13 protein-coding genes and 2 pseudogenes are annotated in these 12,807 nt (G+C 60.7%); 2 read left to right on the top strand and 13 right to left on the bottom strand.

From position 1 onward, the window contains the following. Window positions 1–29: 29 nt before the first annotated feature. Entirely contained in the window at window positions 30–1,196 is a 1,167-nt protein-coding gene (locus tag M5B43_RS09485; RefSeq protein ID WP_248749850.1) for a cystathionine gamma-synthase, read from the bottom strand. Further along, window positions 1,193–2,569 (bottom strand): annotated as a pseudogene (locus M5B43_RS09480) (cystathionine beta-synthase). Before M5B43_RS09480 ends, M5B43_RS09485 begins: the two are co-directional and overlap by 4 nt. Before the next feature lie 150 nt (window positions 2,570–2,719). Here M5B43_RS09480 and M5B43_RS09475 point away from each other — a divergent pair. After that, window positions 2,720–2,818 (top strand): annotated as a pseudogene (locus M5B43_RS09475) (GntR family transcriptional regulator); the annotation flags it as partial. Here the strand turns inward: M5B43_RS09475 and dapA are convergent. The 3 genes from dapA to M5B43_RS09460 form a co-directional block, all read right to left on the bottom strand. Next, a complete protein-coding gene (dapA, locus tag M5B43_RS09470) occupies window positions 2,807–3,664 on the bottom strand; it encodes a 4-hydroxy-tetrahydrodipicolinate synthase (protein WP_248749849.1) in 858 nt (285 codons plus the stop codon). The pseudogene M5B43_RS09475 and the gene dapA sit on opposite strands and share 12 nt — an antisense overlap. Before the next feature lie 285 nt (window positions 3,665–3,949). After that, a complete protein-coding gene (locus tag M5B43_RS09465) occupies window positions 3,950–4,432 on the bottom strand; it encodes a VOC family protein (protein ID WP_248749848.1) in 483 nt (160 codons plus the stop codon). Window positions 4,433–4,459: 27 nt separating this feature from the next. Further along, a complete protein-coding gene (locus M5B43_RS09460; protein WP_248749855.1) occupies window positions 4,460–4,612 on the bottom strand; it encodes an ester cyclase in 153 nt (50 codons plus the stop codon). A gap of 371 nt (window positions 4,613–4,983) precedes the next feature. On the opposite strand from M5B43_RS09460, the gene M5B43_RS09455 reads away from it, so the two are divergent. Continuing rightward, window positions 4,984–5,388, top strand: coding sequence for a hypothetical protein (locus tag M5B43_RS09455; RefSeq protein ID WP_248749847.1), 405 nt, complete (start codon window positions 4,984–4,986; stop codon window positions 5,386–5,388). Window positions 5,389–5,580: 192 nt separating this feature from the next. On the opposite strand, the gene M5B43_RS09450 is transcribed toward M5B43_RS09455, so the two are convergent. From M5B43_RS09450 to M5B43_RS09415, 8 genes are all read right to left on the bottom strand, one after another. Continuing rightward, on the bottom strand, window positions 5,581–6,093 hold the full coding sequence (locus M5B43_RS09450) for a hypothetical protein (protein WP_248749846.1): 513 nt from the start codon (window positions 6,091–6,093) through the stop codon (window positions 5,581–5,583). A 152-nt stretch (window positions 6,094–6,245) separates the two neighbouring features. Further along, window positions 6,246–7,778: a hypothetical protein gene (locus M5B43_RS09445; RefSeq protein WP_248749845.1), complete on the bottom strand. Its 1,533-nt coding sequence runs from the start codon at window positions 7,776–7,778 to the stop codon at window positions 6,246–6,248. Between the two features lie 240 nt (window positions 7,779–8,018). Then, complete coding sequence (locus M5B43_RS09440; RefSeq protein WP_248749844.1) at window positions 8,019–8,639, bottom strand: LysE family translocator; 621 nt, start codon at window positions 8,637–8,639, stop codon at window positions 8,019–8,021. Window positions 8,640–8,857: 218 nt separating this feature from the next. Further along, window positions 8,858–9,619: a PIG-L family deacetylase gene (locus tag M5B43_RS09435; protein ID WP_248749843.1), complete on the bottom strand. Its 762-nt coding sequence runs from the start codon at window positions 9,617–9,619 to the stop codon at window positions 8,858–8,860. A 179-nt stretch (window positions 9,620–9,798) separates the two neighbouring features. After that, on the bottom strand, window positions 9,799–10,458 hold the full coding sequence (locus M5B43_RS09430) for a glycosyltransferase (protein WP_248749842.1): 660 nt from the start codon (window positions 10,456–10,458) through the stop codon (window positions 9,799–9,801). Beyond that, on the bottom strand, window positions 10,455–11,054 hold the full coding sequence (locus M5B43_RS09425) for a class I SAM-dependent methyltransferase (protein WP_248749841.1): 600 nt from the start codon (window positions 11,052–11,054) through the stop codon (window positions 10,455–10,457). Before M5B43_RS09425 ends, M5B43_RS09430 begins: the two co-directional genes overlap by 4 nt. After that, window positions 11,051–11,809 carry a PIG-L family deacetylase gene (locus M5B43_RS09420; RefSeq protein ID WP_248749840.1) on the bottom strand — a complete coding sequence of 253 codons (759 nt, stop codon included), beginning with the start codon at window positions 11,807–11,809 and terminating at the stop codon, window positions 11,051–11,053. The genes M5B43_RS09425 and M5B43_RS09420 overlap by 4 nt, the downstream gene beginning before the upstream one ends. Beyond that, window positions 11,806–12,807, bottom strand: coding sequence for an acyl-CoA/acyl-ACP dehydrogenase (locus M5B43_RS09415; protein ID WP_248749839.1), 1,002 nt, complete (start codon window positions 12,805–12,807; stop codon window positions 11,806–11,808). The genes M5B43_RS09420 and M5B43_RS09415 overlap by 4 nt, the downstream gene beginning before the upstream one ends.

The raw sequence follows: 12,807 nt of genomic DNA, 5'->3' as shown, positions 1-12,807 counted from the left end.
CACATTTGAATCTCTATTGTTTGGGCGATTTAGATTCGTGCCAAGGCTTGGGCTAAATCTGCGCGCAGATCCTCCACATCCTCAACCCCCACCGACAACCGCACCAAGCCATCACCAATGCCCAGCTGCGCCCGCGTTGCCGCCGGGATACTTGCATGGGTCATGATGGCCGGGTGTTCGATCAGGCTCTCCACGCCCCCCAGGCTCTCGGCCAAGGCGAAGAGCTTCACGTTTTCCAGGAAACGTGTGGCGCCGGCCAGGTCGCTGTTCAAGTCCACCGAGATCATCCCGCCAAAGCCGCGCATCTGCTGCTTCGCCAGCGCGTGCTGGGGGTGGGATTTCAAGCCCGGGTAGTAAACCCGCGACACTTGCGGTTGTTGTTCCAGCCAGGTGGCCAGCTCCAGGGCGTTGCTGCAATGGCGCTCCATGCGCAGCGCCAGGGTTTTCACGCCGCGCAGGGTCAGGAAGGCATCAAACGGCCCGGCGATGGCACCGACCGAGTTTTGCAGGAAGCCCAGGCGCTCGGCCAGCTCGGGGTTGTCGCCGACGATGGCGATACCGCCAATCACGTCGGAGTGGCCATTGAGGTACTTGGTGGTCGAGTGCACCACGATGTCGAACCCCAACTCCAGTGGGCGCTGGATCCACGGGCTGGCAAAGGTGTTGTCGGCCACGCAGATAATCCCACGGTCACGGCAGAGGCGGGCGACGGCGCTCAGGTCGGTCAGGCTCAACAGCGGGTTGCTTGGGGTTTCGACCCAGACCATGCGCGTGTCGTCTTGCAATGACGCCTCAAACGCCGACAAATCGCTCAGGTCGACGTAGCTGAACCGATGGCCGGCGCTGCGTTGGCGCACTTTGTCGAACAGCCGGAAGGTGCCGCCATACAGGTCGTTACCCGAGACGATATGCGCGCCGGCATCCAGCAGTTCGAGCACGGTGGAGATTGCCGCCAGCCCCGAGGCGAAGGCAAACGCCTGCCTGCCGCCTTCCAGGTCAGCCACGCAACGCTCCAGGGCAAAGCGCGTGGGGTTATGGGAGCGGCCGTAGTCGAAGCCCTTGTGCACGCCAGGGCTGTCTTGCAGGTAAGTGGAGTTGGCGTAGATCGGCGGCATCAACGCGCCCGTGCTCGGGTCGGGTGATTGCCCGGCGTGGATGACACGGGTAGCAAACGCGCTTTTATCGGGCTGACTCATGCAAGGGATCTCCGTAGGTGATTGAGCAGGTCGACGCGGGTGATCAGGCCATGAAAACCTGAGGCGTCGGCAATGATGGCAACCAGGCCACGATCCAGTTCGGCCTGCAGTTCGGCCAGGCTGGCGCTGGGGGCCAGGGTTTGCAGGGTGTGGGTCATGGCGCTGGCCACGGTCATGGCGAAGTGCGTGGCGTCATGGTGCAGCCCGAGCAGAATGTCGGATTCATCGATGACGCCCACCAATTGTTTGCCGTCCACCAGCACCGGCAGTTGCGACACATCGGCCAGGCGCATGCGTTGGAAGGCGGTGAGCAGCGTGTCGTCGGGGCTCACGCTGATCACGCGGCCATCTTCGAAGCGGCGGGCGATCAGGTCACGCAGGTCGCCGTAGTGCTTGTACTGCAGCAGGCCCGCGTCGTTCATCCATTGGTCGTTGTAGACCTTCGACAAGTAGCGCGTGCCGGTGTCGCACACAAAGGTCACCACGCGCTTGGGCGTGGTTTGCTCGCGGCAATAACGCAGGGCGGCGGCGAGCAGGGTGCCAGTGGATGAGCCACCGAGAATGCCTTCGGCCTTGAGCAGTTAGCGCGCGTGGTCGAAGCTTTCTTCATCGCTGATGGAGTACGCGTGGCGCACGCTGGACAGGTCGGCAATCGACGGAATAAAGTCTTCGCCAATGCCTTCAACGGCCCAGGAACCGGGCGTTCCCAGTGTGCCGCTGCGGCTGTATTGGGCCATCACCGAGCCGACGGGATCGGCCAGCACCATGGCCAGCTCCGGCTGTACGCGCTTGAAAAAGCGGGTCAGGCCGGTGAGGGTGCCCGCCGAGCCGACGCCCACCACAATCGCGTCCACATCATGTTGGGTTTGCGCCCAGATCTCCGGCGCGGTGCTGGTCTCGTGGGCCAGGGGGTTGGCCGGGTTGTTGAACTGGTCGGCGAAGAACGCATCTGGAATAGCCTTGGCCAGGCGCGCGGCCACGTCCTGATAATACTCGGGGTGGCCCTTGCCCACATCGGAGCGGGTGATATGCACCTCGGCGCCCATGGCCTTGAGGTGCAGCACTTTTTCCGTGGACATCTTGTCGGGCACCACCAGCACCACCCGGTAGCCTTTGGCCCGGCCTACCAGCGCCAGGCCCAGGCCGGTATTGCCGGCGGTGGCTTCGACAATCGTGCCGCCGGGGCGCAAGCGACCGTCGCGTTCAGCCGCGTCGATCATCGCCAGGCCGATGCGGTCCTTGATGGAGCCACCGGGGTTCTGGGATTCCAGCTTGAGAAACAGCGTGCAGGGGCCGGTATCGAAGCGGCTGACCTTGACCAGCGGCGTGTTGCCGATCAGTTCGAGTACAGCGGGGCGTGAAGGGGTGGGCATGTCGTCACCTGCTTCCGGGATGGGTGTAGGGTGGGGGGACAGCAAAATGCATGGCATGGCTTGGAACATAGGCCCGTATTGCGTACGTCGCAACTGCGGGGGCCGCCGAATGTCTTTTTTTGGCGCATGGGCGATGCCTCGGTGCGCCATCAAGCGCAGCAGCTGCTCAAACGTCATATCGAACTCAGCAAGCAGGCGGTGCGCGCGATCACCTTGCATCGGCTGCAGGCGGCCCGGTCACCGGCCTAGAACCCCTTGCAGTCGGGCCAGTAGCGCTTCGCTGGCCCGCTGCATCGGCGCTCGCAACTCACTGCCGATCAACCCTTCCAGCGCCAGTGCCGCCTTGACCGGCGCGGGGTTGGGCTCCATGAACAGCGTGTTGATCAGCGGTAACAGCCGCCCAAATGTCACCCGCGCGTCGGCCAACTGGTTGCCCTGGATCTGCTGCCACAACGCGACAAATTGCTCAGTGTGCACGTGCGCAGACGCCGCGATGGCCCCGCTGGCACCCAGGCACAGGGCGTTGAAAATCTGTATGTCTTCGCCACACAGAACGTCTACCTCACCACTGGCCAACACTGCCAGGGTATTGCCCAGGTTACCGCCGCAGTCCTTGATCGCCACGATTCGTTCATGGGCGACAATGTTCAGTAGTGTGGCTTGTTCGAAGGTCACGCCGGTGCGGTAAGGGATGTCGTACACAATGATCGGCACGCTGGAGGCGTCGGCCACCGTGCGGAAAAACGCTTCAAGGCCTGCCTGGGAAGGGCGGATATAGCTGGGGGCCGGCACCAGTAGGCCAGCCAGCGGGCGTTTGAGGATATCGCCCTGGAACTGCAACAGTTCGATCTGGTTGTTGCCGGACAGGCCCATCACCACGCGATGTGCCGGCACCCACTGCAATACCGCGTCGAGCACGGCCAGTTGTTCCAAGCGGCTTAACGACGCTGCTTCGCCGGTGGTGGTACACACCATGATGCCCGCCACATGTTTTTCCAGCAGGTGGCTGACCAGCCGGCGCAGGCCGTTAAAGTCGATGGCACCGTCATGAAACGGTGTGACCACGGGGACCCAGATACCTTGAAACGATGACATGCACATTCTCCTGATGATTGACCGATTAAGTCACCGTCAGAAGGGCAGAGGGAATGGGGGCGGGAGACCGTCGCGCTCAATGTCCTGTCAGCTCATCTGACGGGACAGCGCGCCCCGGTCACATGAGCGACTGTTTCTTCGATTTGAGGGCGTGCGCAACGCAACCTGGCGCCTTGGCAATCAAGCCAATGACGCAAAGGTTAACGAAAGACAATGCGGACATTTGCAGGCACACCCTGAAGAAGGTCTCCATCTTCAGGGGGTGTGACTGAATGTGTCAACCTCTCAGCGTCCGGCGACTGCTGCTTCGATGGCGGCAATGTCGATCCGGGTCATGGTCATCATCGCGTCGAAAGCACGCTTGGCCGTGGCCGGGTCGGGATGGATGATCGCCGCGCTCAAGGCGCGTGGCGTGATCTGCCACGACACGCCCCACTTGTCCTTGCACCAGCCGCAGGCGCTGGCCTGGCCACCGTTGTCGATGATGGCGTGCCAGTAACGGTCGGTTTCGGCCTGGTCATCCGTGGCCACCTGGAACGAAAACGCTTCGGTGTGTGGGAACGCAGGGCCTCCGTTCAGGCCCAGGCAGGGGATACCCAAGACGCTGAACTCGACGGTCAACACATCGCCCTGCTTGCCCGCAGGGTAGTCGCCGGGGGCGCGGTGGACGGCGTTCACGGCACTGTTGGGGAAGGTCTTGGCGTAGAACGTCGCGGCGTCCAACGCGGTGCCGTTGAACCAGAGGCACAGGGTGTTTTTATTGTTCATCGCCATCTCCAAAGAGGGCCATGGCCCTCAAAGCTGTTGGGCTATTGCTGCCTTGTCGATCACTGACCAGGCATGCGCAGTTTTCCTGTCGACGACTTCATAGAATAGGTGCTCATCGAAGGCAACCGTCTTACCGTTGATCGGCAGCTCAAAAAACTCGCCCCCGGTTACCGGTTGCACGCTCAAGCCCTGCGCGCCATCAGCAACACGGTGGCCGCCGCTGACCCTAAGCTGCCCTTTACGAAGGGCAGCAAGCGGCCAATAACGATCATCGAATGACGAAAAATCGAGCGGTGACCCAGGTTTGTCCCGTGCTGTACGTACTACGAATTGTCAGTGCTTCGCGCCCATGAAGGACTGTTCTACGCAAACCACCTCACAGACGGCGGAGGTAAATCAAGACTTTTATCCAATGCACTGCTAGCGGTTCTGCGGTTTAGCATCTGCGCCAACTGCTAAAGTGGTTGCGGAGCGGCAGGAGTTAGAACGAGCCGCGTGAGCTAATTTCGAATTTTTCAGGAAATAGTTTGAGTCAATAAGGAACGATTACTATGAAGTCTACTTACGTCAGGTCTGCGTCATTAACCCTTCGAGGGTTTGGTCTCACCCCCGAGGAAGTACAATGCATAGTCGGGGCTACTGCTGAAAGTTCGGGATTGCGAGGGAATCCCGTCACGCAGGGCGTAGCGACGTTATTAAAACGCTCATTTACTTGCTATGAAGTGGAATTTATTGACGGCTGCCGGCTGGATGAAATGATCCAAAAATTATTGAGTTCCTTAGGCGGTGTCAGTAATCTCAGTTTAGCTAAAGAGAAGATTAGGCCAGAATTCATCGAGATCAATTTGGTTTTGCCTGTCAAATACTCCGAGGAGCAAGAGGGAGGTTTTCTTCTACCCTCGACCTTGACTGAGATTGCTCAGTTAGGGGCCAGTCTCTCATTTGAATTTTTATGACGATTGAATCGCCTCTGGGTTCGTAGACACCTTCGAGTCGAAGCTTCTGACCGTTTTCTGCCTGTCACGAAGGACAGCCACCAACCCATAGTGGGCATTCATACGCTTCTGTTGAGAAACTAATCAAATGGATCAACGTTACTGCCGGGTCGCCAGCGTGTTGGAGCCCTCCCTCGTTGGCATCTGCTGTCGTTACTCCACTTCCCAGAGTAACAAGCACACTTCTCCCTGCTCACCATCGCTGAAGTATTTTTTAGAGTCCGGCGTTGCCCAGAAGGGCATATCCTCAAACCAGTAGGCCCACTTGGCCTGAAGGTCTGTTTCTACATCGCTGCACAACAACATCAACTGAACCTTCCGAACCCCTTGCCCAACGGCACCCTGGAGTTTTTCCCGGTCTTCTGTGATTTTGGTTTTCCATTTGTTTTGCGTATAGGCATGCACCAACGATGTTTCCACCAACCAGGTCGTACCATCCTTCGCCCAAATCGCGATGTCACCCAATTGGGCAGATGCATGCCCAGTAAAGTGTGTCTTGTAGCCAGGTTTGGGACTGCACTTGAATGCCAGGGCGGTAAACGCGCTGAATTGTTCCCAGTTGAACCACTCTTCAAACGAGTAGCCGGTACCCGCAAAGCGCGTGATGTCACGGGCCTTGGGGCTAAAGTGGTCTTCCAGGATCTGAGCGAGATCGCCTAGGGTCATGTGCATCGTTCTTGTATGGCTAATGGGAAAAAGCCAGCGCGCGCCTAGAGGCATCTGGAGGAACCCATTGACTGTGTTGTGAGGCGCGGCATACAGCCGCTACCTCATCGTGTTGTAAAGCATCAGCCCCAAAAGATTATTGGCCTGGTAGATCAGTTCCCCGATGGCCCTCTCAACCGCGCCAGCCCAAGAAGGGCTTCGCTCAGGCTGGTCGCACCCTTGTTGCTTTGGGTCAGTACCACGTCGACCTTGGTTCCGTCACGCTTGGTCATCGTCAGTTTTTTATTCATCAGGCCGCTGATGGTAACGTCGGCGATATCGGCAAGTGCCACGCGGTGCGACTCCTTGAATTGCAGGCGCACATACACGTACTCCAGATCAACCAATACGCCCTTGTCGCCAGAGCCGAATACCGTGTCGTCGAAGAAGAACACCACCTCGTCCTTGGCAATGTTCAGCGCATTCTTGGATTCGAAGGCCAGGACCTTCTTCGCCGGCAAGTCCGGCGCCACGTAGAACTTGTGATCGGCGTTGGACCTGAAACCTTGGGCGGCGGTCGCCACGGTCAACCCGCAATCGTTGTGTTTCACTGCCCCTGGTAGTGCGGGTGTAACGGTTGACAGCGCGCTTGCCTGAGTCCCGCGCGCCATGATTTTCTCTATCACTCGCTCACAGTGTTCGTCGAAACGTTCATAGCAGATGAATTGCGCGTAGCGCTCGAGCTCCGGGCGACTGGCGCTGAAGCTTTCCACCGTGCTGAGGTCGCACTTGCGTAATTGCTCCTGGATCAGCGCTTGCTTTTCCTTGAGCAGGGCGCCCATGCCGAAGTACTCCACAACACCATCGAGCCGCCCTTGATCACCGCCGAACTTACGTAGCAGGATCGGGTAGATCCGTTCGTTGTAGGGATAAGCACTGATCGCCTTGATCGCCGACGGCAGCACTGCATCGTCGGGGATCAGGCCTTTTTCAGTATTCTCGGTAATCGCCTGGCACTTTCTAATCTCGTCCTTGGAGTAACTATGCAACGTCCCGGGCGAATCGGCATTGATGGCGTCGAGCGTCGCCAGGTAGGCCGCATTGACGATATTGCGGGCACCGTCTGCGAAAGCCTTGACCGTTGCAGGGCTCTTGAACACCTCGTCTTTCTTGAGCGAGTCGCCGATGGCGCTGACCCCTTTGGCCATCAGGTTGAATACGCCATGACCAATATTGGACATCAGGTTCTTTGCGTCAGCATCGTTTACCGCCTTCTGAGAACCGTAGCCTACCCATTGGCGGCGACCATGCCGGCGATTGGTGCGATGCGCATCCACTTCTGCCGAGCGCTCGACAATTGCTTCGTACTGCTCGGTCAATACGCCGAAGTCTTCATCCCATGAGTCGTAGCGGTGCATGAACGTGTCGTAGAAGCGTTCTTCGTCGATATCGTAGATCCCGTGGGCCACGGTGAGTTTGATACCTTGACCTATAGCTTGGGTGCGGATCTTGTGTGCTAGATCGTCGCCACCTTCATAGAGGTTATCCAGATTGGAAAACAGATCGTAAAAGCCGGCATTGATTTTCTGCGACCACGTCGAGGCAATCGTCGCGAATGCTTGCCTGACCTGGTTTGTATAAAGCTTGCTTTGCGGTGTATCGAGGGTGTGGCCGTAGAGTTCAATGTTCTGAATGCTGGCATCCATTGCGTGTCACCGTTCCAAGATTGCGGATAGAAGCAGGGGAGTAAGGCAGCGCTATCAAAGGTGAAGCGCGGCTTCGAGGGGGCTGGCACAGGGCCATTATACAATACCTGCATTACTTTCCGTTTTCGACAGCAACCAACGTCGCTGACAGACACGATGTACGCTACAGAGAACCCGCTCAGTGCCAGAAAATAGAAGGCGGTCCAACGGGAGCAAGCTCCCCCGCCACAGGTTACTCGCTCAAGCCCTGCGCGCCATCAGCAACACGGTGGCCGCCGCCGACAACAAGCCTGCGCAGCAGCGATTGAAAATCCGCTTGCCCCTTGGCTCGGCAAACCAACGGCGCATGTGCAGGCCCATATAGGCATAGGCGCTGATGGCGACCCATTCCAGCATCAAGAACATCGCGCCCAGCAGGGCGAATTGGGGGGTGATGGGTTGACCGGGTACCACGAATTGCGGGAGGAAGGCGGTGAAGATCAGGATGGCCTTGGGGTTGCCCGCCGCCACCAGAAACTCCTGGCGCGCCAAGGCCCACAACCCCGCCTTGGCCGTGGTCGATTCTGCCTGCGCCTGTGGGTTGGCGCGCCATAGTTGAAACGCCAGGTAAAACAGGTACGCGGCCCCCAGGATCTTAATCGCGTAGAACAATAACTCCGACGTTTGCAGCACCACGGCTAAACCAGCGGAGGCGAGGGCGATCATGCCGGCGAAGGCCAGCAAGCGGCCCAAACCGGCGAGGCAGGAGGTGCGGTAGCCGTAGCGGGTGGCGTTGCTCACCGACAGCAGGTTGTTGGGACCGGGAGCCATGTTCAGGGCGAAACAGGCCGGGAGAAAGAGCGAGAGGGTGGCGAGGTCCATGGTGGCTCCGGGTTGGGTCGGACGGTGAGCATCGAGAATAAGGGGGCAGGGGCCGCGGGACAATGGGGGCGCTGGGGCTGTGGCGCCAACGCACGACTACGACGTAGCGACCGCCAGTAATGACCCGTTCACCCGAGTCATTCCCAAGGCCGACACCCACCGCTCTAACCCGATCACCAACCCTGCGCCGTCTGCTCCTGACGACACCGGTTGGCACACTAGGCAAACACGATTTCGTAAGGCTCGCGCATCCGCTCCAGCAACCCCTGGGCGAGCATCGGCGCCAGGCCGATTTCGGGGTCGCCCACCAACTGGCTGGCATAGGCATGGGCGGCATGCAGCTTGCGCGCCACGCTCCAGGTGTCCAGGCGCACCTTGCGCGCGCGGTGCCAGGGGATCACCGAGCCCTCACGCGGCGGCCAGTGCCAGGCCCAGATCGGCACTTCGTACAGATGAGCACCGACCAGGCTACAGGCCTTGGCGCTGGCGCGGCCGACGGCATCGTGGTCGTCATTGCCGTCGTTGCGCCAAGTACTGAACACCACGTCGCCCGGCTGCAGGTAGCGTGCGATGAATTGGCTCATCGGCTGCTCACGGGCGGCCAAGGCGTTATCGTGAAACCCACCGCGAATCCATTTCAGGCTGTGCAACGGCATGCCCAGGCGGCGCAGCGCTTCGACGCTTTCCTGGGGGCGCACTACGCTCAGGCGGCTGGCCGGCCAGACATTGGAGCCGGGATGGCTGGCGCTGCCATCGGTGATAGAGATCAATTTCAACGGGTGTTCGCGGGTACTGAGCAGTTGCAGCAAACCGCCGCACGCGAGCACTTCATCGCCCGGGTGGGGAGCAATCACCACAATACGGGAGCCGGGCGGCGCCAGGGTTGCAAGTGGCATGATGGGGATCTGCGCCAACTGCGGCGCGCTGTTCCAGACTTGCGCGGGGCCGCGGCGGCCCTCGTGTACGGAAGCAGGCTTCATGGGGTGTCACATCCTTGTCGGTTGAGGCTGGGTCGTGCCCCGTTGACGGGACGACGCTCTTGTTTTCACCGCAGGCTCCGCTGGGGTGAAGGCGCGGCATGCCAATCCTGGAATGCCGGGCAAGGCGTTATGAGCATAGACAAGGATTTATCGCATATACATCTTGTATTGTGGTTTTTTTACGTTACCTGCATCAGGCTTTTCAGGTAGTCACCGAATCCGCCCTGGGCCCGGCAATCCAGACGCGCACTGGTGACCACTTGCGGCGTATGGCTCCAGGCGATGGAGGCGCCGCAACGCTCCAGGTCACGCACCAATTGCACATCCTCATGGCACGCCAGCGGTTCAAACCCACCGGCTTGCACATAAGCACTGGCACTCACCCCCAGGTTGGCGCCGTGGATATGCCGGTGCCCGTCGCGGGCCTGATAAGCCTGGTGATAGCGAATCTGCGCCGCCGAGTCGAAGCCTTCACTCCAGGCGTCAACGGTTACCGTGCCACAGACGGCATCGCACCCCAGTGCCAATTGCGCCACCAGCCAGTCAGGCGCCACGCGACTGTCGGCATCCGTACAGGAAATCCAGCGCGCGCCTTGATTGAGTAAATGCCGCGCGCCAACCCCACGGGCCTGCCCGACATTACGCGCCTGTACGTGCAAGCTCTGAACGCCATGTGCCTGGGCAATCTGCGCGCTGGCGTCACTGCAACTGTCGAGCACCACCAGGATCTGCACGGCCTCGCCGTGCAAGCCGGGGTGGCTGGCAGCTGCCAGTGCCGCACTCAGGCAGTCACCCAGCAGCGCTTCTTCGTTATGTACAGGGATCAAGATGCCGATCATCGCAGGCCCTCATGGCTGGCGACCGAGGTGCCATCGCGGCTCCACAGGTCGAGCAGGAAATCCTTTTCATGGTGCTGCACCACGCAGTGCATCCCCAGTCGTTGGTGGAGCAGGGCGTGCACCTGCTCGGCGGTGTTTGGGCAACCGTCGATAGGCGGGCGCCAATGGCAGGCCAGCAGTTGGCCGTCGTGGGTCAAGGCGGCGAGGGCGCGATCAATCAAACGGCCGAGATCATCGACGTCGAGGTAGTAACACAGCTCGCTCAGTACGATCAGCTCGAACGTGCCCGTGGGCCATTGCTCAGGCAGGCGGCGTTGCTCTACCCGGGCGTTGGGGCACCCCGACAATCGCGCCTTGGCCAGTTCTACTGCGGCCTGCGCGGTGTCGCAGCACACCAGGCGACCACAGCGCGCCGCCAGCTCGACGCTCAGCTCGCCATTGGCACAGCCGGGTTCGAATATCGAGGCGTAGTGGGGACGGGTCAGTACCGCCAGGGTCAGGGCACGTTTGCGTTGTTCGTACCAGCGTTGACGAAACGCCCAGGGGTCATCGTTGCCGGCAAACAGTTGATCGAAGTAAGGCGTTGCCACACTCATACAAACACCACCTCAAACGGTTGCAGTAAGCGCTCCACCACATAGGGCGCCAGTACCGGTGGCAGGCCAATTTGCGGATCGCCTTCCAGCTGGCTGGCGAAGGCGTGGATCGCATGGCGTTTGCGTGCCACGACTTCGGGTGCCAGGGGGATTTTGCGCGCACGGTGCCAGGGCACCAGGCGGTCTTCGCCGGTTGCCCAGTGCCAGGTCCACACCGGTAATTCGTACAGGGTTGCGCCCACGGCCTGGGCCGCGTCGGCACTGGCACGGCCGACGGCCTCATGGTCGCAATGACCGTCTTCGCGCCACGTGGCGAACACCACATCGGTGGCTTTGAGGTGGCGCTGGATAAACTCGACCAACTGGGCTTCGCGCTCAGCCACTTTGCTGTCGGCAAACCCGGCACGCAGCCACTTCAAACTGTGCAAGGGTAAGCCCAGGCGGTGCAGGCCCTGGGCCGACTCCTGCGGGCGTACGATGCTCAAGCGTTCTGCCGACCAGCGTTCGGAGCCTGGGTGGCTGGCGCTGCCATCGGTGACAGAGATCAGTTGAATGGCCCGGCCCAGCGTTGCCAAGCCTTGCAGCAGGCCACCGCAGCCCAGCACTTCATCGTCCGGGTGTGGGGCAACGATCACGGCGCGATGGCCTTCGGGTACCAACTGCGCGACGCTGACGTGCGGTAGCTCGGCCAATTGCCTCGATGTTTGCCAATGATGCAAGGGGGTGCCTTGGCCGACGATCGGGTTGGGTTTCATGATAAATGCCACCTCCCTGTGGGGGCTTGCGCGACCTGTTCGCCAAGGGCAGCCAAATCGCGCTCGGCATGGCTCTGCCGGATATACACCGGCAAATCCGCCATCAACCGGGCAAAGTGCGGGTCCTTGCAATACGGGCCTGCGCCCACGGCTCGGCCGACGTGGTGCATCACTTGCTCAACGCTGTCCTCGATGCAGGCGCGCGTCTGCCGGGCCAGTTGCCGGGCATCAGCGATAGGGGTCTGGTCGATCTGCATGGCACTGGCACGCAGCACGCAGACCGCGCTGTTCAGTGCACTGTCCACCGCGCCAAGGTGGGCCAGAGCGTGGGGTTCCGGGCTTTTGCGGCAGTGCGCCCGCAGCACCTCGCCCAGGCGTTGCGCAGCGCCATACCAGCACGCTGCAATGCCGATACCGCCATGCCAGAATCCGGGGCGCGAGAGGTAGTCTCCCGGGCCACCGACTGCCAGACCCCGGACTGCGCTGAAAGTTACTTCGACACTGCCGGTGGCGGCCATGCCCACGGCGTTCCAGCCGTTCTCTGTCACGGCGATGCCGGGCTGGTCCATCGCCACGGCCACCAGTTGCTGGCGATCCTCTTCGTCCCAAGCGGTCAGCAACCCGTGGCTGACCACCGATGCTCCGGAGCACCAGGCTTTGCGCCCATCGACCCTCAGCTGGTGACCATCGTGGCGCACTCGTACTTTCGCGGTCGGTGGCTCGGCGGCCCACATGCCCCAAGTGCTGCCCAACGGCGGCAAGGGGCTTTTGAGTTCAGCAATGATCGCCAGCGCATCGGTATGGCCTTCAAACAGCTTGCACAGGCGCAGGTCATGGCCCGCCACTTGGGCCAAATGGCTCAAGCGTGTCAGCGTCTCGCCGCTGCCAGGCAGCGGCAGTTGATCCAGACCCTCTGCCTGAAGGGCCTTCAAGGCTTCACCCAGGGCCCGGGTGTCGGCATAGTCCTGATAGTCTTGAAGGAATCGATGCAACGCCAT

The organism is Pseudomonas sp. MWU15-20650 (assembly GCF_023242475.1).
Classification (GTDB): Bacteria; Pseudomonadota; Gammaproteobacteria; order Pseudomonadales; family Pseudomonadaceae; genus Aquipseudomonas.
The sequence above is the reverse complement of the archived record's forward strand: the minus strand, read 5'-3'. Positions and strand labels throughout refer to the sequence as shown.

What these genes read in the sequence shown, in the direction of transcription:
- M5B43_RS09440 (WP_248749844.1), bottom strand. Translation starts at nt 8,639, where the DNA reads ATGGACCTCGCCACCCTCTCGCTCTTTCTCCCGGCCTGTTTCGCCCTG.
- M5B43_RS09420 (WP_248749840.1), bottom strand. Translation starts at nt 11,809, where the DNA reads ATGAAACCCAACCCGATCGTCGGCCAAGGCACCCCCTTGCATCATTGG.
- M5B43_RS09465 (WP_248749848.1), bottom strand. Translation starts at nt 4,432, where the DNA reads ATGAACAATAAAAACACCCTGTGCCTCTGGTTCAACGGCACCGCGTTG.
- M5B43_RS09430 (WP_248749842.1), bottom strand. Translation starts at nt 10,458, where the DNA reads ATGATCGGCATCTTGATCCCTGTACATAACGAAGAAGCGCTGCTGGGT.
- M5B43_RS09445 (WP_248749845.1), bottom strand. Translation starts at nt 7,778, where the DNA reads ATGGATGCCAGCATTCAGAACATTGAACTCTACGGCCACACCCTCGAT.
- M5B43_RS09455 (WP_248749847.1), top strand. Translation starts at nt 4,984, where the DNA reads ATGAAGTCTACTTACGTCAGGTCTGCGTCATTAACCCTTCGAGGGTTT.
- dapA (WP_248749849.1), bottom strand. Translation starts at nt 3,664, where the DNA reads ATGTCATCGTTTCAAGGTATCTGGGTCCCCGTGGTCACACCGTTTCAT.
- M5B43_RS09425 (WP_248749841.1), bottom strand. Translation starts at nt 11,054, where the DNA reads ATGAGTGTGGCAACGCCTTACTTCGATCAACTGTTTGCCGGCAACGAT.
- M5B43_RS09415 (WP_248749839.1), bottom strand. Translation starts at nt 12,807, where the DNA reads ATGGCGTTGCATCGATTCCTTCAAGACTATCAGGACTATGCCGACACC.
- M5B43_RS09450 (WP_248749846.1), bottom strand. Translation starts at nt 6,093, where the DNA reads ATGACCCTAGGCGATCTCGCTCAGATCCTGGAAGACCACTTTAGCCCC.
- M5B43_RS09485 (WP_248749850.1), bottom strand. Translation starts at nt 1,196, where the DNA reads ATGAGTCAGCCCGATAAAAGCGCGTTTGCTACCCGTGTCATCCACGCC.
- M5B43_RS09435 (WP_248749843.1), bottom strand. Translation starts at nt 9,619, where the DNA reads ATGAAGCCTGCTTCCGTACACGAGGGCCGCCGCGGCCCCGCGCAAGTC.